Consider the following 20759-nt stretch of genomic DNA (forward strand, 5'->3'; position numbering starts at 1 on the left):
ATTTGTTAATCTTAAGATATTTAGTATGAAAAAAAAGATAAATCAACATTTTGAGGGACAGAAATTATTTGAATACCTACTTATAATTTCGCCCGATGAAATAGTTAGAAATAAAATCATCCAGATCAAGACCTATTTTAGTGAAGAATACGGCTGTAAAAACGCTGCACATCTAAAGCCGCATGTAACCATGATTAAATTTCTTCACTATGAAAGTGCAGAATTCAGGATTGTAAACTGTTTTGAAAAGTTCGTGAAAAATGTTACCCCTTTCGCAATTGCATTAAATGGCTTTGGAAGTTTTGAGCCGCACACCATTTATTCAAAACTGGATTCTACAATGGATGTCGTGGCAATTGTAAAGGATATGAGAACAAAATTTAAAAATCTACTTGAGATTTCAGCAATATTAAAACCTAGTTTCATTACCAAACCTCATCTTACCATTGCACGGGGAATGACCCAAAACCAATATGAACTGGCCTGGAAAAGATGGCAAAAAGAAGAATTTTTGGCCTCTTTTGAAGTAAGTAAGATACACTTAATTAAAAGGGAATTAGACCCAATGGATCTAAAACCTATAGGAAATTACAAGCCCGTTCAGGATTTTATTTTTAATGGGTATAAGGAGGAACAACTAATATTAGATCTGAGCTAAGTCGAATTGTATCTCACATTTGCTAATTAACCTATTTTCTAATTCTTTCATTCTCTAAGCCATCACCTTCACTGGCCCCAACATTCCATTAGAATATACCGGCTGATTCTTGTTCTTGATCCATTTAATGGAATCCTTGTTCGTTTTTAAGGAGCCGATATAATTACCCATGGTAGTTGTTACTTTAATGATGATGGAATTATTTCCGTTTTTAACCTTCCCCGCAATGGGATACAACCTATCCCCATACCACTTTACGCCCAAACTTTTACCATTAATGATCAGTTCGCTAACTCCATGCACCTTGCCCAGGTCTAAATAATTGGCCTTGCTTGCGTCTTTTACTGCCAGTGTGCTTTCGTAAATTGCCACACCTCCAAACACGCTTAGATCAGCATCGCTCTTGAAATCAACCAAAGTATCCAGTTTCATTTCCTTTTTCGAACCGTCCATGTGATTTAACGATAGTTTCCAAGGATTGGTGAGCGTAATTGCACTTTTTTGATCTGGCTTCGCAATCTGATACCTTTCACCTTTGGTATTGGTATCAAAAACTATCAATTTTGACTCTGCAGGCCCTAGTTTAATGTGCAGTTTATTTTTCGCTCCGTTGATTGGGTACAGCAAACGCGATCCATTTTCGGGATTCCATAGCCATGCAGTTTTGGTTATGGGCACATCAAATTCTGCATTAAATTCATGGGGCTTATCTTTGCTGTAATTGGAGATAAAGTAGCAATCTGTTGTTCCTTGCTTATAATAAACCTGACTTACCGACGAACTCAATTTATCCATCTTAATAAAGGGCTTGATATTTAGTTCATTCTGCAGGTTTTTGAACCAAGTTAATATTTCGCCTGTTGGTGCCGGGTAGGTTAGCGCATTAGCGGGATATTTTTGTTTAGCCAAGTTTATGGTATCGAACACCATTTTATCCATCGCTTTGCCTTTTAAGCCAGGAGCTTGGTGCGGTTGTTTACCTATAAATACCACTTTACCTCCTGCGGCGGCAAAATCACTTATAGCTCTGGCTGTAATGGCTTCCATGGTTTCTACCTCTACCACAATCAATGTTTTATAGCTCCTTGGCCCATAGGTCATCTTGCCGCTTGCAAACTTTGCATTTTGGAGCACATGCTCACTCACATAATCGCAGCCTCCCCCATTTTGATGAATGGCTTCCCATACATTATGGGCATAATTTGGATGAGCCCGTTCGGGAAAAGGATCCCACTGCACGCTGTATTTGCTCCATAGGTCGGCCAAGGGATGCATTACGGCAATATCTGAACGCATTTCTGCTTCTTGGAATACGGTAGACAGTCTGGCCTTATAAGCAATCCATAACTTAAAGAACGGGTAGATCGGATTACCCTCATTCACAAAAGTGCCATAGCGCACCCAGCCTGGAAATGGAGCATCAGGCGGGCTATAGTTAAATCCATGGATAATGCTATGATTTACCCCTGATATATTGCTTTGATCACCAGTTAATTTGATCATTTCCATAGTGGCATTAAACACTACTTCAGTATTTGTAATTTCTTCGCAAGAAACTAGTTTCTTCCCACTTAATTTGGCGCCAGAAGCTACAAACTTATTTACGGGCGAATAGGCTCTGCCTTGGGTATAATCATAATCTTTTAGTTCTTCGCCTATATATTTGCGCATCCAGGTTTCGCATTCTGGGATATCGATACTCATGCTCGAATCAGAAGGATGATATTCTCGGCCATAGGCCTGCACCCTAGACAGTACCCCATTCTGCTTGCACCAGGTTAAAAACGAATCCAAAAAACGCTCTTTAAACAGTTCCATTTTGGTGGTTTCAAAATCGAAGCGGATCCGTTCTACGGCTTCTTGCAAAACAGGCGAATATGTTGAACCATATACTTCATTGATCGGCCTGCCGTGGGTGCCCGTTTTAAAAAGAATAAATGGAATATGAGGTCTCAATGCATACCCTCTTCTTTTAGCAAATTCAGCTTCCATATCATCGCACCAATTGGCACCCTGCAATTCTAAACTATCTACAAATACCGATCTGAACAAATTACCCATAGGCCCAAGTTTGGCCTTAATGGCATCAGACAGTTTATTAAGGTACATTTCTACCGCTTTTTTGTTATAATGGTTCAATACAGGACCATTTGCGCCGGGTGCACCATAAATTACGTTCATGTAACCCGTAATTTTCACCAAAAAATATAAAACATGGTTCCCTGCCGGGATTTCAATAGTTATGGTTTCTTCATTAATCTTACTGTCTAGATCTATGGCAGTACTTGGATCAGAGAGCTCGGCCGGTGCCAATCTTAAAAAGCTAAGTTCCTTAAATGGTGTTTTATTTTTTGAGGCCAATGCGGGATCAACCAGCTCAAGCAGCTCGCTCCTTTTGATTTGAAGGTTTTGAGGCCCGGTAAAGTTTTTTGTTCCTAGAGCCATCATCTGCGTCTGCTCATCTTTTTTAAGGAATTCGGCACCGAAAGGCCACCCAGAACCCATAATGATATCACAAACAATGCCCCGCTCTTTCGCACCTTGTACTGCGGTTTTGATCATATCAACCCATTCGTCGCTTAGCCAATCCATCTCTTTATAGTTAAGCGGATTTGAAGTATCGGGAAATCTGATCGAATTAATTTCTACACCACCAATACCCGCAGCCTTCAACATGTCGAGTTCGCGTAAAAGTTCTGCCTTAACCACACGGTTACCATTCCACCACCATCTTACATAAGGTCTGGCCTGGCCGCTGGGGTTTTTAAAGGCCTCATATAAATTAGAGGGAGCTGGAATTACATCCAAATCCCGGTACCAAGATGGGTTAGAAGTAAGCTTGCTAAACGGAATTCCGGCAAGTGTGATGGATCCTAATTGTAGAAATCTTCTTCTGTGCAGTTTCATAATTGGTTGGTTTGATTTTAACAATACCTGGTTTTAAGCAGGTTTTTCATATAGCAATTAATTTCCCATTGACTTGCAACAGGTTCAATAGTATTATTTTTATAGCTCATGTAAGGGTATGGCCCAAACTCTGGAGTTATTGTACATTTTGATATGTTGCTAGCTTTAAGATGGGCTATCCATTGATCCCAATATTGCAAATGATAGCGTAGTGCTTCTTCATTTTCTGGTGTTCTAGGGTCGCTAACCTGCGGACCTTGGGTATGCCCTACCCTGGCATGAAGATGCACAGTATGCCTAATGGCCAAGTCCATTGCCTCTTGCTGGTCGGTTAAAAAACTTTCAGACACACAGATCCAATGTGAAATATCCAATGCTAATTTAAGCGTCGGGTACTTTTCTAAGTAGGTTTTTACAACATGTGCGGCAAAAGACCATTTATTGCGGTGTGTTTCTTGAATAATAGGAATCCCTGTTTCGTTGCTGATCCGGTCGCATATTACGAAACATTCTTCCATTTGCGCTTGGGTATAATACTCTCGGCCTGTTTGCGTAGTAATAAACTGTGGTTTAATCTGATTTGTCTGGTAGTTAACCAGTTCATATAGATTTCGTTCTAGCGCCTTTAGGTACCGTTCAACATTTTTGCCCTCTTCCATTTCGGCATGTAATAGCGAAAATTCCATTCCTTTATCCGCCAGAAGGGCTAACATTTCTGGTTTGTCTTGAGGGCTCTGCAAGGGATACACCTCGATACCGTCGAAGCCAGCCGCTTGCACTTGATCTAAAAACAGGTTCCAAGGTATGATTTCAGACCCCCATCGTGGATAATAGAAATTGATGTCGAGTTCCATTGCTTATTTCTTGTAGATAAGCGGATTTTGCTCCTCATTATTTAAAAGGTCACCAACAGCTAAAGTTTTTAAATAAGGATCAGGCAAAATATTAGGTTCACCGTTAAAAGTATTGCCATCAGGCATATAAGCACAGGTCATCGCTCTGCGAAAACCGGCAGTCATATTGGCGTGCGCACCATGTATCGTTAATCCGTTATGAAAAGAGCAACTTCCGGCTTTCATAGGCGCAGCCACAGATTTAGAGTTTTTGAACTGGGGATAAAAATTAAATATTTCGCCCATATTTTTACCAATTCCTGGATTTTCGAACGTCGTTTCTTTGTATGATTTGGGGATAAAAAACAGACAGCCATTCTCGTACGTGGCATCATCTAGCGCTACCCATATAGACATTGCCCTCCGATCAGAGAACGACCAAAATGGAGTGTCCAAATGCCATGAAGTTGGATTGGCCCATGGCCTTTTGATAAGTGCTTGGTCGTGCCAAATCCTCACCCCATCTACCCCTGCCAATTCCGAAATCATCTTTCCGATCCGCTCATCCAACATAATCGCTTTAACTTTATCATTGGTTTGCCAAAGATTTAGCAATTGATCAAATACATTATTAAAATAGGCAGCATCCTTGTTTATTCCATCATCTTCATTAATGTTGATGTCTTTACCGGGCATTTTCAACCCTTTTCGCTCTGCGATGGATTCCATTACGGCCTCTCGCCAGATCTCTAGCTCTTCGGCACTTAAAAAATCTTCGATCACTACAAAACCATTTTCTCGGTAAAATTGGATCTGCTCTTGGGAAAGTTCAGCGTTCATAGGTATTTATTATTTGGTAAATTAAATTTATAAACACTCCCATTGAAAAACGTAGAATATCTGTTTAAATATTTGTACTTTTTGATATATTTGTGTATTCAATGAACAATTACAGTAAATACCTTTTATCTGGCAAACTTGAAGAAGATTGGGGCTTCTACATTACTACGGTTGGCTACACTAAAACAGACAGCAACCAATCTTATCCACTCAATAACCAACATCCAGACACGCATAAATTTAATTGGGATAGCGGAAGGATTTTAGATGGCTATTATCTCGTTTTCATTTCCATGGGGGAAGGGGTTTTCGAATCGGCCAAAACCCCATCCTGCACAGTTAAAGAAGGAACTTGTTTTATACTGTTTCCAGAGGTTTGGCATCGGTATAAGCCGCATCGCAAAAGCGGATGGGAAGAATACTGGGTAGGGTTTAAGGGCTATTATCCAGATCTATTGATGAAGAACTTTGATCCAGCAAATCCCTTTATCAAAACCGGCCGAAGCGATCAATTGCTCAAACTTTTTCATACCCTGATAGAGCAGATCCAACAGGCTGCCCCTGGGTATCATCAAATGATAAGCGGAACAACACTTCAGATCCTTGGCTTGATACAGTCGGTAGTACAATACCACGAAATTAACGTTAATGCCGATGTGAAATTGGTTGAAGAAGCTAAATTCCTATTGAGAGAATCCGTATCAAGCACTGCAAAGATAGAGCAGATTGTGAACAGCTTACCCGCAGGTTACTCGAAGCTGCGGAAAGATTTCAAGAGAATCACAGGTCTATCGCCCAATCAATATTTGCTTAACCTAAGGCTCGACAAGGTTAAAGAGCTCCTCAATAATACCAGCCTAAGTATTAGCGAAATAGCCTATCAAACCGGTTTCGAATCCGTTTCCTATCTCTCAAAAATCTTTAAAAAGAAAAATAAGGTTTGCCCCAAGATTTACCGCAGTGAGATTTTAGAGTAGAGGGGTTGACTATCGGGAGGTTAACTGTTTGATTGGTTAACTGTTTAACTGTTGACTGCCAACTCCCAACTGATAACTGCCAACTGATAATTTGTATATTAATTTCTTTTATTATATTTACGTTAGTTGCTTAACCTTAGGCAATTAAGGATTTATGAAACGCTCTCAAAACAATCTCCCTGTACCACTGCTGTGGACTGGAAAAGCTGTGGTTCAAATTCGAAATGCTGCCAGCTTAGATTTCCATTCTTCAAAAAAAATCTTTAAAGGTTTTACGATGAGCGTTCTGTTTCAGACCCATCACCCTTTAATAGATCAGCCATGGATGTTGTAACCGACCTTTCTGCTCATGCCATTTCTTTTTTATCTGTTTATCAGGATATCTGTAAAATTACAGGAAAAGATACGGAGCTAAGTATTGAAATAGTAACCAAAAATACCGATTATTTCAAGAATCTGAATTTAGACGAACTAAGTAGCGATAGTAAAGATACCATTGATCGATTAATCGGCGAACTGATCTGGAAATGTGGCTCGGCAGATAACGCTTTATTAGGAAATTTTGGTGAAAAAATTAAAGTTCTGGCCGCTGTAATGCATGAAGGAAGGAAAGGTTGTGAAGTAAGCCGATTTAATGAAGACAGTCCTTACCATTGGCGCAGATGCTTGAAATATGTGTTCTACGATAAGCCTGAGCACAGAATGACATTGGCCAATGCACTCGAATATATGCCCATACAGGTAATTATGGCAATGGGGCGAAAAAAGGAAAAAGCATATAATAAACGCTTGTATCAAGTATGGGGCGAAGGAAAGGAAAGATTAAATGGTAGCGATAAAAGAAATCTATCTGCCGCTGCGCAATACACCAGTGAAAGGAATAAATATGATAAATGGTGGGATACCCCTTTTCTCCACGACAATGAATTGACTTTGGTTGTAGGCGGTAAAGCAAAAAGAAATGCGCAAAATTTAGAGCCCTATAAACGAAAGAATAATGTAGAGTTTTTTTTAACCAATGATCAGGCACTGATTAACCGGCTCAACATCAACGAAATCTCATTACCTTTTGAAACGCTATTTGTTGAGGAGTTGAATGAAATAGAGAAAAGTAGGGAAAGCAGGATAATAGAGTTAAAAGATGTTGAAGAAGAAAGCGTATGGTCTATTCCCAAAGCTAATTATCCCGAAATCCTAGATCCACTAAAGCGAGCAGAAAAGATGAATCTCTACGGACTTGCTTTTTCGGGGGGAGGAATAAGATCGGCGACTTTTAATTTGGGAGTAATCCAAAAACTTGCCGAAATGGATGTGCTCAAACGTTTTGATTACATCTCTACAGTATCAGGAGGGGGATATATTGGTTCATGGCTCATTTCCTGGTTCCATCGCTCATCTTTCTCAAAAGTAAATCTAAGATTAAATCCCAAGATCTCTGCCGAACCGATGGGCGAGGAAGTTAGACCAATACGGTGGTTAAGGATGTACAGCAACTATCTTTCACCAAATAATGGGATCATGTCTGGTGATGCATGGACCGTAGGCATGACCTGGGTTAGAAATACAATTGTAAATTTATCTGTACTTTTTCTGTTGTTATGCACATTATTAGTTGGCATAACATGCTTTTATGAACTCAGAAATATTGGTTTCATCCCCACCTCTATTTGCTGTAGCAATATGTTTCTTTATAGTTTGATATTGTTTAGCGTTGGAGCTGCTTTAACTGCGGCAGGAATGAGTGTTTTCGATAGCGATCAACACCCATCTACAAGAATAAGATTTGGAGCTAGTCCAAAACTCCCGTTTTTGCTAATTATATGGGGGATAATAACCTCATTTCTGATCAGCCTATGGCTTTCAAAAAACATTTCGGAAATGCATGAAGTGAGTCAGTACATCACTATCACCTTCGTTCCATTTACTGCATCAACGTTTATTGCGATGATAATTATTGCTTCATTTGGAGGTTACTTTTTTCAAAAAGGATCAGCCACTTTTTTTGAAAAAATACTCACTGTGGTACTTTCGTCTATTGTAGCATCTGGATTTGGAGCTGTTATTTTAGGTGTAGCGTGGTATGTTTTGGCTTTGGTGTACAATAATACCGTATTGGTTAAATACAGAGAAGAATGTGCTTTTATGTTCGGAGTTCCATTGGTTCTGGAAACGATCAGTTTTTGTGTGGTGATCCGAATGGCACTGATGGGCAAATTCTTTTCAGATGAAAGGAGAGAATGGTGGGGAAGAATTGGGGGACTTGTACATCGAACCATTTTAATCTGGATGGTTATTTGCTTTTGTGCTTTAGTACTCCCCGATTTATTTAGATCGATAAATTGGAGCCAAAAAATTAAAGTATTGCTCCCTGCTGCAGCAAGCTGGACGGCAATAATCGGGCTTGCTATTAAGTTTGCTTTCTCGTCCAAAGATGAAACTAGTGTCACTAAAAAACAAACGATTAATTACAAAGAAATATTTATCCGTTTCGCCCCATATCTTTTTATGGTGGGTTTTCTGTTATTGGGATCCATGATTTTTAGGAGCTTGCTTAATTATTTAGGCGGCACGTACTACCAGATCGCCAATTACATCCTTCTGTTTATTGTACTTGGATTCTCTACATGTATCATTAGTTGGAGGGTGGGCGTAAATGAGTTTTCATTACATCATTTTTATCGGAATAGATTAACAAGAGCCTATCTCGGTGCAACAAGAAGAAGAACAGACCGCGACCAAACTTCCAATAAATTTACTGGTTTTGATAGCAAGGACGACATTAAGCTCAATCAGTTCTGCTCTCCAAACTATAATGGTCCTTATCCAATTATCAACACCTGCCTTAATGCTACTACCGTTTCGGCACTTGATAGGCAGGATCGGAAAGCAGAATCTTTTATCCTTTCTCCCCTCTACTGCGGATTTGATTTTAGTTCGGTAAGGTCTGCCTCGGAAGCGCAAAATGGCATATTCCAATACGGATATCGACCAACCAAGGAGTATTCAGAAATTGGAGGGCCATCTTTAGGTACTGCAATGGCCGTTTCAGGGGCGGCAGTAAACCCAAATATGGGATACCACTCATCATCACCTACTGCCTTTATGCTAACCATTTTTAATGTGAGATTGGGAAGATGGATTGGAAATCCGCGTTTAGACCAATGGAAGAAATCAGATCCAGAATTGGGGATAGGTTATCTAATTGGAGACCTGGTGGGCACTTCTGATATCGATAGCGATTTTGTATGCCTTTCTGATGGAGGTCATTTTGATAACATGGGTCTCTATGAACTAATACGGAGAAAATGCAGCTATATTTTATTATGTGATGCCGAAGAAGACCATAATGCAAGTTGCGAGGGTTTGGCAAATGCAATTAGAAGGTGCAGAATTGATTTTGGAGTAGAGATTGATATAAATATTGATGCAATAATTGATAAAGACCTTCCTTCTAATTCTCAAAAACACATTGTTAATAATGGAAAGATTTATTATCCTGGTGATATCAAGCCGTCAGGAAAAATAACCTATATCAAAGCCAATCTTACAGGAAATGAAGATGTGGATATCCGTCAATACCAAATGAATAACGAAGACTTTCCGCAGCAATCTACTGGTGATCAGTTTTTTGATGAGACACAATTCGAGAGTTACCGAAAACTTGGTTATCATTCAATAGAAAATAAAAAGGAGCTTTAACGATTACTCTTCTTTTAGCTCTATCCAAACGGGGCAATGATCGCTGGTTTTTTCCCATCCCCTTACGTGGCGATCAACCGCTCCGCTTACTAGTCTTTTATCCAATTCATTGCTCAACAAGAAATGATCAATACGTAATCCTGCATCCCTACCGTAGGCATTGCGGAAATAATCATAGAATGTATAGATTTTTTGATCGGGATATAATTTCCTAATGGCATCTGTCCATCCTTGATCAACCAAATTTTTAAACGCAGCTCGAACCTCGGGCCTAAAAAGTGCATCATCTACCCAACGTTCAGGTTTATAAACATCCAATTCTGTTGGCATCACATTATAATCGCCAACCAAAACAGTTGGCAAACCAAAAGAAAGCAATTTTGCGGCATGCGCAGTTAAACGTTCGAACCAAAGCATTTTATAATCCAATTTCGGTCCTGGGGCGGGGTTTCCATTGGGCAAATACAAACACCCAATCACAATTCCATCAACTATGGCTTCGATGTATCGGCTATGTAAATCATCCGGATCGCCATCAAGACCTCGCCTTAATTCTTTAATCTCTTTATTTCGAGCCAGGATAGCTACTCCATTCCAGCTCTTTTGTCCGTGCCAAATAGCATTATATCCTGCATCCTTAATGGCTTGCTCCGGAAATTTTTCTTGAGGTGCTTTCAGCTCTTGAAGGCAAACAACATCGGGCCTTGTTTCTTCTAGCCATCGAAGTAATACAGGCAATCGGCCATTTACACCATTTACATTATATGTAGCTATTTTCATCGTTTCTTTCTTAATTTTCTTTGTTACAAATTACAAAATTACCACCAAAGACTAGTCTTGCTAGCACATCTCATTTAAAAATAACGAAATATCTGCCATGCCTTTTTTTGTGGCGTATGGCTTGAACAAAAATGCGAGCATCTTTAAATAATGCCCTACTTTGCCGTCAACGTCTATTCTTTTACCCGTAAGGGCAGCTTCCGACATCCAGAACCGGTTTACCAAACTGTTTATCGAAACCAGAAACCATTGTTCTTCTAGTGTTTGTGGTTTCAGCAAACGCTTTGCAACCAGGCTTTTAAAGTCAGCCTCCAATTTGCTCCTTCTCGTGCTTTCAACCGTTTTATATTTTTCTGCTATGATGGGGTTTTGTTGCATCAAATGCACCATACTTAACATTAAACATTTGTAATTGACCGCGTTTTTGAACAGGGCTTCGTCCTTTTTCAAGAAATCATACAAATTAGTAATGGCAAATGTTTGATGTATGGCAGCGTTAGATGAGGAATATTGCTCGGAGATATGATATACCAGATGATCCTTTGTCGGAAAATAATAAGTAATATTGCCAATGCGCATTCCTAGGCCTGCTGCCAATTCTCGCATCCCTACATACTCAATACCTTGATTATTAAATAGTTCTATAGCTTTAACCACTATCTTCTCCTTAGTGTCGATCATTTTTTTTTAAAAATATTTTGGTCAATGACCTAAATTATTTACTTTTGGTCAGTGACCAAAATTAGCAAACTCATTTAAAAAATTAGCATAATGAAACATTTAAAAAATTACACTTTAATAGTTGCCTCTATAGCTTTTATAGGGATGATAGGTGCAGGCGTTTACGAAACGATAGCGATGGTGCCTAGATGGAGTGCAGCTCCTCCAGCTTCCTTAACGATGTTCCAAGGGCAATACGGCATCAATGCGGCACTTTACTGGATGTCTATCCATCCCGTAACCATTATTCTCCTTATTTCTGCGCTAATTTCCAACTGGAAAACTCCTAGAAAAAAGTTTATTTTGTGGCCTTTCTGTATTTATATCGGCATGTTGGTAATTACTGCAACCTATTTTGTACCTGAGCTAATGGCTATTACAAAAATGCCTTATCAAGACCATGCAGATGCGGTCGTAACAGCGAAGGCACATACTTGGGAAATTTTGAATATCGTTAGGGCTATTATTTTAATCGGTACGGCAGTAGTGTTATTAATAGCCTTAACCAAATCTGAGCAACATAATAGTTCAAATCGCTGATGGACAGCTTCCCTTACACCATTGATAACGGCCATGGAGAGCAGCTCACGTTTCTTGGCCTAGAGATACGGGCTGGCATCGAATATCTCTTTGTAGAAAACAGCATCGAGCCCAATTGCGGACCGCCGATGCATGTACACTTTCTACAGGACGAAAGCATTACCATTGTTAGCGGCCTTGCAGGGGCGCAAGTGGCTGGCCAAGAGTCTTGTTTATTACATCCGGGCCAAAGCATTCAATTTGCCAGGAACATTCCGCATCGTTTTTGGAATGCGGGCGATAGCCTATTAAAATGCTCAGGCTATATTTCGCCCGCAAATAATGTAGCATACTTTTTGTCAAAGATCTATCAATCTACCGCCGAAGGAAAAGGCAGACCGCAGTTATTTGATACAGCCTATCTGCTACACCGCTACCGGAACGAATTTGACATGGTAGGCATACCTGCTCTCGTTAAGAAAATAATTTTTCCACTAGCAAGATGGTTAGGAAAGCTTCGAAAAAAGCACTTAAAATTTGCTGACGCACCGAGGGGCTTAATTGGTTAGTCTTTCAATCCATTCCATACTGGATATTGTCCTTTATATGGACCTGGACCATAGGGTAATTCTCCATTTTTCGCCTTCACTTTAAAGCCCCATTTTTTAAGATAGTATGCCCGAGGCTTAAACTCGTCGTTAAGTGCTGTTAATTTTGATTGTAACTTAGCCTCTAAATCCGCTTGCAAAGAAGCATAATTGGGCAAATTAACAAGATTTTTGAGCTGATAGGGATCAGTTTGATTGTCAAACAGAAGCCAGGGACCTTCAAGATTTCTCACATAGGTATACCTTGATGTACGGACACCGCGGAATTCTTTACCTGCATAATTCTCTGCAAAAGGTGCCATATTCATGATCAGTGCAGCCCGGTCAAATTCCTGTGTCTTTTTTAAAATCACCGCCGATAAATCATCCCCCTCAACTGATGAGGGTTTTTCTATTTTAGAAAGGGATAATAATGTAGGGAGTATATCGGGCGTATTGATCGGCATTGTAATCTGCCTTTTCCCATTAGTCCCATTCAATGGGTAGTACAACAGAAAAGGCACCTTTATCGATTCATCCCATGGACGTTGTTTTGCTTCGGGATGTACTCCATGGGATCCCAGCATCTCTCCATGATCGGATGTAAACACAAAGATCGTATTCTTTTCTACTCCGGCAGCTTGAATTGCCTTTCTTAATACGCCTATACACGAATCAATCGCGGTACAGTGCGCATAATAACCAACGGCCTCTTTTCTTGCCTCGCTCGCCATACTGTCTGGCACATTTGGCCTTAGTTTAATTGAGGCCTCAGGATAGGTTTTCTTTATATTTTCTGGAGCAGTATCATGTGGAAAATGTGGCGCCCCTATCGCTAATACAAGAATAAAAGGCGATTTATTTTGTGAGTTTGCTTTAATATAGGCGCTTGCATCCTCAGTTTGGGCATAGGCATCATACCCTTTCCAGAAGCGTGCGGTAGTATCATCGTTGGCAAAATATTTGGATCTATTATAATTGTGGGTACATTCTAATACCTTCCAATAGTCAAATCCCTGTCGGCGTTCTTTTGGTATGTAACTTTGCCTCCCATTACCATCCAAGTGCCATTTGCCGATGTAAGCCGTTTGGTAGCCTGCCTTTTTATATATCTCTGCCATTGTGATCTCACTTTCCGGCAAGGCTGCATCATTTAAAAACATACCTGTATGCTGTGGGTAACGCCCGGTAAGCAATGCCGCCCTATGAGGTGTGCAAACCGGCAATATCGAAACTGCATTCGAAAAATTAAAACTCTCTTTGGCAAGCTGATCTAAATTTGGTGTCCTCACGTTTGAATCGCCAGCATAGCCTGTGGCTTGAGCACGCCATTCGTCAACCAGCACATAGACGATGTTGGGTTTTTGCACTTCATCAACGAGTGGAGACGAAGGATAAAATGTTGATTTACGTGTAGTTAATGCCATTAAGGTGGCACAGCATACCATCGCGCAGCACAAAAAGAGAAGGTGTTTATTTTTAATGGTCATGGGCAAGAATCAGAGATAGGATATGGGAAAGATCTCAACTCTAATTTACAGTAGATTTTATATTTTAACGATTTATTTTATTAAAACTAATATCGATAGCAACAATTAGTTAAATTTATTTTATAAACAATTTTAACGATGGTTAGATTAAGGTATTTGCAACAATTTTTATTTATCGTATTGGGCGTTTTGATTATACCTACGTTTGTTTTAGGACAACAAATTTCAATAACCGCTAAAAACAGGGTTGATAGTCTGTTAAATGCACTTGCGGTTACTGAGGGCCCGGGCTATAGCATGGCGCTGATCAGCAATAAACGCGTAATTTATGAAAAAGCTGCAGGTTACAGTGATCCCGAAACAGGGCAACGTGCAAGCCGTTTTACCAATTATAGATTGGCATCGGTTACGAAGCAGTTTACGGCGCTTGCCATATTGCAATTGAACGAGGCCAAGAAACTATCTGTAGAAGATGATATTCAAAAATACCTGCCAAGTCTGCCCGCATATGCAAAAAACATCAAAATTAAACAGGTATTGGACCATATTTCTGGCTTGGTAGATTATGAGGACCTGGTAGAGGGATATCAGGGAACAGTTGTAGATGCAGATGTGTTAAAATTACTCTCCAAACAGGACACTACCAAATTTGTGCCCGGCACAAAATACAGCTACAGCAATAGCGGATACAGTTTATTGGCATCAATTATCGAAAAGGTAAGTGGTGTAACTTATGCACAATACATTAGGACCCATATTTTTAAACCCCTAAAAATGGATCAGAGTTCTTTTAATATTCGCGAAATGGAAATCGCTAATCGTGCCTATGGATACACTAAAAAAGGAAATCGATTTGAAAGAACTGACCAAAGTTCAACGAGCTTTGTGCTTGGTGATGGGGGGATTTATAGCTCGGTAAATGATATGATAAAATGGGAAAATGCCCTGCTAAAAAATAAACTGATCAAAGGAAACCCTTTGGAACAAGCAAATCGGTACGGATTTGATATTAATTCAACTAATAGATATGCCTGTGGCTGGCGGATAACACGTAAGCATAATGTAGAGATCTACAGCCACACCGGGGGTTCAAGAGGCTTCTTAACCTACCACGTTTTTATCCCCAAACTGCAATTAGGTATGATTTTCCTGACCAACCGAACCGGCGATTTTGATCCTTATAAAGTGGGAGATCAGATTGTGGAGGCGGTATTGAAGGAGTAGTTTTAATTTTTACTAGGTTAACCACAGATAAGGGGGATGAACACAGATCCAAAGTCTGCGCAACCGCGGGAAAAATAATTGACCAATTAAAAATTAATCTGTGTTAATCTGTGGTTTATCTTTATGCATCATGCTATCTGCATCCAGACCCAAAAACGCTTTACGCCAAACGCCCAACTTCTTTCAAAATTAAACCAAAACACAAATTAACCATCTATACGTAATGCTTACAAAATTAATCTCCTCAACAAAGTTCAAAACCAGCTTAATTTTTCTGGTTGTGCTTACCATAAGCCTCATTTCTGCAAAAAATATTTTAGCAAGAAAGCAAAATGCGCCCATTGTAATGGAGTGGACGGTTAATGGGGTATTAAGAAAAGCGCTAGTATATATTCCTGAATCCGCAAAAATTAAGCCCACGCCAGTTATTTTTGCTTTTCATGGACATGGAGGTACGATGAATAACATGTACAATACAAGGAGGTTCGATCAACTTTGGCCAGAGGCGATTTTTATTTGTCCGCAAGGATTAGCCACCCCAGGAATGCTAACAGATCCTGAAGGAAAGAAATCAGGATGGCAAATGGCGGATGAAGACTCAAACCAAGACCTTCTTTTTTTTGATGCCATGCTCAAAACCTTTCAAACTGATTATAAGATTGATCCTAAGCAAATTTTCGTTACCGGACATTCAAACGGAGGTGGCTTTACCTATTTACTTTGGGCAACCAGAGGTGATGTGTTTGCCGCCGTTGCCCCCACAGCTACTACAGCGGCAAAATTAATACGGAAATTAAAACCAAAACCCGTGTTTCATTTAATGGGAGAAACCGATCCTTTAGTAAAACCCGAATGGCAAAGGCTCACCTATAACGCAGTGCTTAAAATCAACAAGTGTGTTCCCCTGGGCGAAAAGCTAGATAACTTCTCTACATTGTACAAATCAGAAAGTGGAAATCCAGTGGTTCTATTTATACATCCAGGAGGGCATACCTATCCTACAGAAGCTAATGTGGCAATTATAAATTTCTTTAAGAAGTATAGCGGTTGGCGCTAACAGTGAAAAAATGCTTAACCGCCAACCGCCGATCGCCTTAATTTATTTCCTTTTCGTTATCCTCCGGAAATGAATCAATAGTGTTCAAATCAGGATCTATAACAACACGAACAGGTTTGCGTAGCATTACTATTTTACCGCTTATTTTAGAATTTATTACTGGAAATGATTGTATAACCCTTTTTTGATCAGAGGTATACACCGCTACTTCGATGGTTTGGTCTATCTTAATCCGCGTTCGTTTACCAAATCCATTTTCACTAAACTTATCACAAGTTCCCTCAAAGTAAATCTCGTATTTTTTGTCTTTTAATTTCTGATAGTTTACTTTGGTTAATTTCGAATCATAGGTGATGATCTGTTTAAATAGCTCATCTATCTTAACTTTTTCGCTGGTAGAACAAATATCGTACAGTTCGTTCAATAAATTGAGCGAAGTTGGTGCAATGAACGGATAAGAATGATGTAAGAGAAGATTTTTTAGCGCATGATTAAGTCTTTTTTCTCCAATAAGGGTTACCAGTTGGTGCATAACTGCAATTCCTTTATCATAAGGTAGATGGGGTGTATCGTATCCGGTTTTATATAAAGGCATCTCTTTAGAAAAACTGCGCAAGCTTAAATATTGGTTTAAATGTTTTCTTACTTCGGCTATTGCCATGTCGTTACCACACTTGGCTCGATATAGCATAAGTTCAGTGTAATTGGCAAGCGTTTCTGTTAAGATCCATCCACCCTGTTTATACGCGGGCACCAAAGTAGCAGCGCCCCACCATTGATGGGAAAGTTCGTGACCGGCTAACATGGTAATACCGTTTATTTCCTTATCGTGCAATTTGGTATAAAAGCTTGCATTCTCTTTCATATAAATTACTCCAGGATACGCAGTAGCGGCAAATCCTTCAGCAAATGCTGATACCTCTGCAAAACGGACACTATGATGAGGGTACGCACCAAAATTTGCCTCGCAATAGGCCAATGTCCGCTTTGCTTCATTTAATAGTTCATTTACATTAGCCCCATGCCTAACATCATAATATACCTCAATCGGAATATTCCCGTATTTCGTTTTTTTAATCTGATAATCGGCCGATGAAACCGCAAATCTGAAAGGAATGGGCGCTGATGTGCGGTAATGAAAATAATTGCGCTCAGCTTTTGTCCATTTACCTATCAAGTCTCCAGAGGTGATAACAGTTTGATCATTAGAAGTTGAAATCACGGCATCAAAGTTTATAAATTCTGCATCGTAAGGATCAGGCAGTGGAGCTTCTAAACTTGGAATAGGATTTTGGGGCTTCATTCCCCTCTTTTTACGCTCAATAGTATTGCCTATTTCATTTTCGTTCTTATAACCGAAAGAAGGAAAATAATTACTTAATCGCATAAACGAGCCATTTTCTATGATCGAATTAAAAGGAGTGTGTCCTTTAAAAGGCGACCAACCAGATCCAAAACTGAAGTTCATGTGAGTTGAATCTCCAGGCTGTAATGGCTGCTTAAAAACATACCAAGCATGGTGATTTTCCTTATCATTAAGATGAATGGTGGCATTTTCAATGGTTAAATGATAAAGCTGTGTTAAGGGATGAATGTATATTAACATACTATCCATCGGTTTGCTGCTATGGTTTACGATCAGATATGATCCATTAACTTTATAACGGTTTGTCCCCGGAAATAGATCAACGTTCATTTTAACTGTTGCAACCACAGGCGAACTGATGCTTTCATATTTTTTGTACTTGTTTTCGTAGGCCTGCTTCCTATTATTTACTTCTTCACTAATGAGGTATTCGTACTTGATATTAGTTTGATAAAAAATATATCCGCCCAGCGCAAGCCAAACCACCGCAGAGAAGGTAACAGCTTTAAAATAGGATTTCTTGAGGCGAAAATTTTTGTAGTTAAATACAATAACAAAAAATAATATGGCTGCAGCATAATAGCAATTGTACCAGTTAAAAGAAGTGAGGTAAGCACCAAACCCATTCATATCAAAATATTCAATTCCGATCGGGCTACCAAACCTAAGTAGTGGGTGATTGATTCCTATCATCTTTCCAACCGCAGTACTAGAGATCAGTAAAAAGATACTGGCAACAAATAGTCCACTGTATTTACCTTTAACCCCATTTTGGATCATAACGGATAATGCGGTACAGCACAACAAAGGTATTCCGATGCTATAAAAAAGCATTAAGTAAAACTTTATATCAACGGTTGCGGGCTGATTAAAGGTCTGGAAGACCAATCCAATAAAGCAACTTAATAGGATAAGTAAAAAAGGGATAAAGGCTAACGAGATAAATTTAGCACCAGAGGAGATTAAACTATTTATTGGGGTAGCCTGCTCAACCGAATCAAATTTTACAACCCTACTCCGCCATATCAGTTCGGAGCTGTAGAACAGAATAACGAGAAGCGAAAAGGTTGGCAACAAACCAGAAATGGTAGAAATGATCAAGCCTGTGTTTGCAAAATTTTCTCCAATTCTAATATCTCCCTTAATTTCATTAGAAAGCTCAATCCCCAATAAGGCTGTCCATATGATTACGATTAGTTTCAATGGAATTCCTCTCAAAATTGTAGAAATTTCGAGGTTGATAAAACTTGATAAGGCCTGGAGATTATGCGTTAAGGAACCTGCATTAGTTACTACAGGATGGTATGATATAGGCCCAACGTAGTAACCAATTTCTATTTTTTCACGTTTAATACGCCGTTTTATCTTTCTGAAAGAAAACCGCAGGTAAGCATAGCTTACTAAACCAATTGAAAATACCAGCCAAATCAATCTATTCAATAAAAAATTATCCCTTAATTCTAATTGAAGTGTATTTCTTTGCATTGCGGTAAAAAACCGGGTTTGTTCAAAATATGCTGCCATCCCAAATGGGTCAACTTTAGAAAAAAGAGACATGGTTTCATTACTTACAGGAGTAGATCCCGCAATTAATGGGGAGTTAGAGAACATGGAAGCAAGAAAATAAAGGATATAGATCAACAATCCTGATATATAGATAATGAGTTTATTTTTTGTGAGCCAACCTACACTACAAAGTACCGACACGCATAATAGGATATTCGGGATTCCAAGTACTAAAAATGGCCAAAGGTAATTGATCATCCTAAACGCTCCGATTTTATCGGCGGGCAAAGTATTGGTAAGGTTTCCACAACACATACCTAGTGTGGCTGCACTAAGTATTAGAATCGGAAGCGCAACCAATGCTAGGAACCTGCTAGATAAATAATTGAATTTTGATACAGGGGTAGCATAAATTAAGGCATCAAATTTTGTATCAGTTTCACGTAAGATACTTTGTGCCACAATTATGGTAATCGGTAAAACTACCGCCAATGAAAGCAATCCTGTTAAATAGCTGATGCTATATGGAGAGTTGATGAATACGTTGGGAAACAGAATTCCACTGCCCTGTCCCATCAAAAATCCAAGTGCCGCAAATGCGAGGGGCATGAGATAAAAAAGGCGTTTGTGAGTTTGGTAACGAAATTCAAAAGCCAGCAAATAGTTAAACTGTTTCATTTCCATAATTTAATAAGGTTTTAAAATAAACATCCTCAAGTTGCGGACTCCTAGTTTCGAACCCCACATCAGGCTTCTGAGTGGCAATAATGTGAATTTTGATTTTACCGGAATGAAGTTTTTGCGAAATCACCTGATGTTTACCGGCATATGTTGCTGCCTCACTTTTTGAAACTTCTTTAGCCCATACCATTCCATGGATCTGCGATATAAGTTCCGAAGGTTTTCCATGCGATAATACGTTTCCACTATCCATAATCGCCATGTTAGTGCATAAATCGCTCACATCTTCAACAAGGTGTGTAGAAAGAATAACTATTCGTTGCTCGCCTATTTCACAGAGCATAGTGTTAAAACGATTGCGCTCTTCGGGATCCAAACCAGCGGTGGGTTCATCTACAATAATTATTTTGGGATCGCCTAGTAAGGCTTGGGCGATCCCAAAACGTTGGCGCATACCCCCAGAAAAGGTGTGAACAGCCTTATTTCTGTGTTCAACCAAGTTTGTTTGTTCTAGCAAACCCATAATTTGGGCATCACGTAGTTTTGTGTTGGTTATACCTTTCAAAACAGCCAAATGTTCCAATAATCGAAGAGCCGAAACAGCGGGATAAACTCCAAATTCTTGTGGAAGGTAGCCTAGATTCTGCCGCATAAATACTGGGTTACGAAGGATATCAATCCCGTTGAAAGTTATGCTGCCCGAATCAGGTTGTTGCAATGTGGCCAGAGAGCGCATAAGTGAGGATTTACCAGCACCATTTGGGCCTAATAATCCAAACATGCCGTTTGTAAGTTCCAACGATATCCCATTCATCGCCTTTACGCCATTTGGATATCTTTTAGTTAGATTTTGGATGATTAATGTGTTCATAATTTATTTTTTTTTAAGCAATAGCATTCCATACGGCACGATTT

The 20759-nt window shown here is 39.4% G+C and carries 16 protein-coding genes; 8 read left to right on the plus strand and 8 right to left on the minus strand.

Translation table 11 applies throughout. The features are described from left to right. The first annotated feature begins 25 nt into the window (after window positions 1-25). Window positions 26-658, plus strand: coding sequence for a 2'-5' RNA ligase family protein (locus tag AC6H0V_RS11975; RefSeq protein WP_497560418.1), 633 nt, complete (start codon window positions 26-28; stop codon window positions 656-658). Window positions 659-712: 54 nt separating this feature from the next. Here the strand turns inward: AC6H0V_RS11975 and AC6H0V_RS11980 are convergent, their stop codons facing one another. The 3 genes from AC6H0V_RS11980 to AC6H0V_RS11990 are packed head-to-tail and all read right to left on the minus strand — an operon-like array spanning window position 713 to window position 5238. Next, window positions 713-3565 carry a glycosyl hydrolase gene (locus AC6H0V_RS11980; protein WP_497560419.1) on the minus strand — a complete coding sequence of 951 codons (2853 nt, stop codon included), beginning with the start codon at window positions 3563-3565 and terminating at the stop codon, window positions 713-715. 17 nt (window positions 3566-3582) lie between these two features. Continuing rightward, window positions 3583-4419 carry a sugar phosphate isomerase/epimerase family protein gene (locus tag AC6H0V_RS11985; protein WP_497560420.1) on the minus strand — a complete coding sequence of 279 codons (837 nt, stop codon included), beginning with the start codon at window positions 4417-4419 and terminating at the stop codon, window positions 3583-3585. A gap of 3 nt (window positions 4420-4422) precedes the next feature. Continuing rightward, entirely contained in the window at window positions 4423-5238 is an 816-nt protein-coding gene (locus tag AC6H0V_RS11990; protein WP_497560421.1) for a phytanoyl-CoA dioxygenase family protein, read from the minus strand. Between the two features lie 101 nt (window positions 5239-5339). On the opposite strand from AC6H0V_RS11990, the gene AC6H0V_RS11995 reads away from it, so the two are divergent. From AC6H0V_RS11995 to AC6H0V_RS12005, 3 genes are all read left to right on the plus strand, one after another. Further along, the gene (locus AC6H0V_RS11995; RefSeq protein WP_497560422.1) at window positions 5340-6215 is read left to right on the plus strand and encodes a helix-turn-helix domain-containing protein; all 876 of its coding nucleotides are present in this window, start codon (window positions 5340-5342) and stop codon (window positions 6213-6215) included. A gap of 154 nt (window positions 6216-6369) precedes the next feature. Further along, window positions 6370-6549: a hypothetical protein gene (locus AC6H0V_RS12000; RefSeq protein ID WP_497560423.1), complete on the plus strand. Its 180-nt coding sequence runs from the start codon at window positions 6370-6372 to the stop codon at window positions 6547-6549. Then, entirely contained in the window at window positions 6537-9914 is a 3378-nt protein-coding gene (locus AC6H0V_RS12005; RefSeq protein WP_497560424.1) for a patatin-like phospholipase family protein, read from the plus strand. The genes AC6H0V_RS12000 and AC6H0V_RS12005 overlap by 13 nt, the downstream gene beginning before the upstream one ends. A 3-nt stretch (window positions 9915-9917) precedes the next feature. Here the strand turns inward: AC6H0V_RS12005 and xth are convergent, their stop codons facing one another. Together xth and AC6H0V_RS12015 are read right to left on the minus strand one after the other, a co-directional pair. After that, window positions 9918-10694 (minus strand): exodeoxyribonuclease III, encoded by a 777-nt coding sequence (xth, locus tag AC6H0V_RS12010; RefSeq protein ID WP_497560425.1) that lies wholly within the window; start codon window positions 10692-10694, stop codon window positions 9918-9920. Between the two features lie 60 nt (window positions 10695-10754). Further along, window positions 10755-11375: a TetR/AcrR family transcriptional regulator gene (locus tag AC6H0V_RS12015; protein ID WP_497560426.1), complete on the minus strand. Its 621-nt coding sequence runs from the start codon at window positions 11373-11375 to the stop codon at window positions 10755-10757. 90 nt (window positions 11376-11465) lie between these two features. On the opposite strand from AC6H0V_RS12015, the gene AC6H0V_RS12020 reads away from it, so the two are divergent. Both AC6H0V_RS12020 and AC6H0V_RS12025 read left to right on the plus strand, forming a co-directional pair. Beyond that, entirely contained in the window at window positions 11466-11954 is a 489-nt protein-coding gene (locus tag AC6H0V_RS12020; RefSeq protein ID WP_497560427.1) for a hypothetical protein, read from the plus strand. Continuing rightward, the gene (locus tag AC6H0V_RS12025) at window positions 11954-12502 is read left to right on the plus strand and encodes a cupin domain-containing protein (protein WP_497560428.1); all 549 of its coding nucleotides are present in this window, start codon (window positions 11954-11956) and stop codon (window positions 12500-12502) included. The genes AC6H0V_RS12020 and AC6H0V_RS12025 overlap by 1 nt, the downstream gene beginning before the upstream one ends. Here the strand turns inward: AC6H0V_RS12025 and AC6H0V_RS12030 are convergent. Next, the gene (locus AC6H0V_RS12030; protein ID WP_497560429.1) at window positions 12499-14010 is read right to left on the minus strand and encodes a sulfatase family protein; all 1512 of its coding nucleotides are present in this window, start codon (window positions 14008-14010) and stop codon (window positions 12499-12501) included. The two genes, AC6H0V_RS12025 and AC6H0V_RS12030, sit on opposite strands and share 4 nt — an antisense overlap. A 138-nt stretch (window positions 14011-14148) precedes the next feature. Here AC6H0V_RS12030 and AC6H0V_RS12035 point away from each other — a divergent pair, with 138 nt between their 5' ends. Both AC6H0V_RS12035 and AC6H0V_RS12040 read left to right on the plus strand, forming a co-directional pair. Further along, a complete protein-coding gene (locus AC6H0V_RS12035; RefSeq protein WP_497560430.1) occupies window positions 14149-15234 on the plus strand; it encodes a serine hydrolase domain-containing protein in 1086 nt (361 codons plus the stop codon). A 223-nt stretch (window positions 15235-15457) separates the two neighbouring features. Then, on the plus strand, window positions 15458-16291 hold the full coding sequence (locus AC6H0V_RS12040) for a CE1 family esterase (RefSeq protein ID WP_497560431.1): 834 nt from the start codon (window positions 15458-15460) through the stop codon (window positions 16289-16291). A 37-nt stretch (window positions 16292-16328) separates the two neighbouring features. On the opposite strand, the gene AC6H0V_RS12045 is transcribed toward AC6H0V_RS12040, so the two are convergent. Beyond that, window positions 16329-19841, minus strand: coding sequence for an ABC transporter permease/M1 family aminopeptidase (locus tag AC6H0V_RS12045; protein WP_497560432.1), 3513 nt, complete (start codon window positions 19839-19841; stop codon window positions 16329-16331). Then, entirely contained in the window at window positions 19828-20715 is an 888-nt protein-coding gene (locus tag AC6H0V_RS12050) for an ABC transporter ATP-binding protein (RefSeq protein WP_497560433.1), read from the minus strand. The genes AC6H0V_RS12045 and AC6H0V_RS12050 overlap by 14 nt, the downstream gene beginning before the upstream one ends. Between the last annotated feature and the right edge of the window lie 44 nt (window positions 20716-20759).

Source organism: Pedobacter sp. NO84 (assembly GCF_059703915.1).

What these genes read in the sequence shown, in the direction of transcription:
- AC6H0V_RS12050 (WP_497560433.1), bottom strand. Translation starts at nt 20,715, where the DNA reads ATGAACACATTAATCATCCAAAATCTAACTAAAAGATATCCAAATGGC.
- AC6H0V_RS11990 (WP_497560421.1), bottom strand. Translation starts at nt 5,238, where the DNA reads ATGAACGCTGAACTTTCCCAAGAGCAGATCCAATTTTACCGAGAAAAT.
- AC6H0V_RS11980 (WP_497560419.1), bottom strand. Translation starts at nt 3,565, where the DNA reads ATGAAACTGCACAGAAGAAGATTTCTACAATTAGGATCCATCACACTT.
- AC6H0V_RS12025 (WP_497560428.1), top strand. Translation starts at nt 11,954, where the DNA reads ATGGACAGCTTCCCTTACACCATTGATAACGGCCATGGAGAGCAGCTC.
- AC6H0V_RS11985 (WP_497560420.1), bottom strand. Translation starts at nt 4,419, where the DNA reads ATGGAACTCGACATCAATTTCTATTATCCACGATGGGGGTCTGAAATC.
- AC6H0V_RS12015 (WP_497560426.1), bottom strand. Translation starts at nt 11,375, where the DNA reads ATGATCGACACTAAGGAGAAGATAGTGGTTAAAGCTATAGAACTATTT.
- AC6H0V_RS11975 (WP_497560418.1), top strand. Translation starts at nt 26, where the DNA reads ATGAAAAAAAAGATAAATCAACATTTTGAGGGACAGAAATTATTTGAA.
- AC6H0V_RS11995 (WP_497560422.1), top strand. Translation starts at nt 5,340, where the DNA reads ATGAACAATTACAGTAAATACCTTTTATCTGGCAAACTTGAAGAAGAT.
- AC6H0V_RS12035 (WP_497560430.1), top strand. Translation starts at nt 14,149, where the DNA reads ATGGTTAGATTAAGGTATTTGCAACAATTTTTATTTATCGTATTGGGC.
- AC6H0V_RS12030 (WP_497560429.1), bottom strand. Translation starts at nt 14,010, where the DNA reads ATGACCATTAAAAATAAACACCTTCTCTTTTTGTGCTGCGCGATGGTA.
- AC6H0V_RS12040 (WP_497560431.1), top strand. Translation starts at nt 15,458, where the DNA reads ATGCTTACAAAATTAATCTCCTCAACAAAGTTCAAAACCAGCTTAATT.
- xth (WP_497560425.1), bottom strand. Translation starts at nt 10,694, where the DNA reads ATGAAAATAGCTACATATAATGTAAATGGTGTAAATGGCCGATTGCCT.
- AC6H0V_RS12020 (WP_497560427.1), top strand. Translation starts at nt 11,466, where the DNA reads ATGAAACATTTAAAAAATTACACTTTAATAGTTGCCTCTATAGCTTTT.
- AC6H0V_RS12000 (WP_497560423.1), top strand. Translation starts at nt 6,370, where the DNA reads ATGAAACGCTCTCAAAACAATCTCCCTGTACCACTGCTGTGGACTGGA.
- AC6H0V_RS12005 (WP_497560424.1), top strand. Translation starts at nt 6,537, where the DNA reads ATGGATGTTGTAACCGACCTTTCTGCTCATGCCATTTCTTTTTTATCT.
- AC6H0V_RS12045 (WP_497560432.1), bottom strand. Translation starts at nt 19,841, where the DNA reads ATGAAACAGTTTAACTATTTGCTGGCTTTTGAATTTCGTTACCAAACT.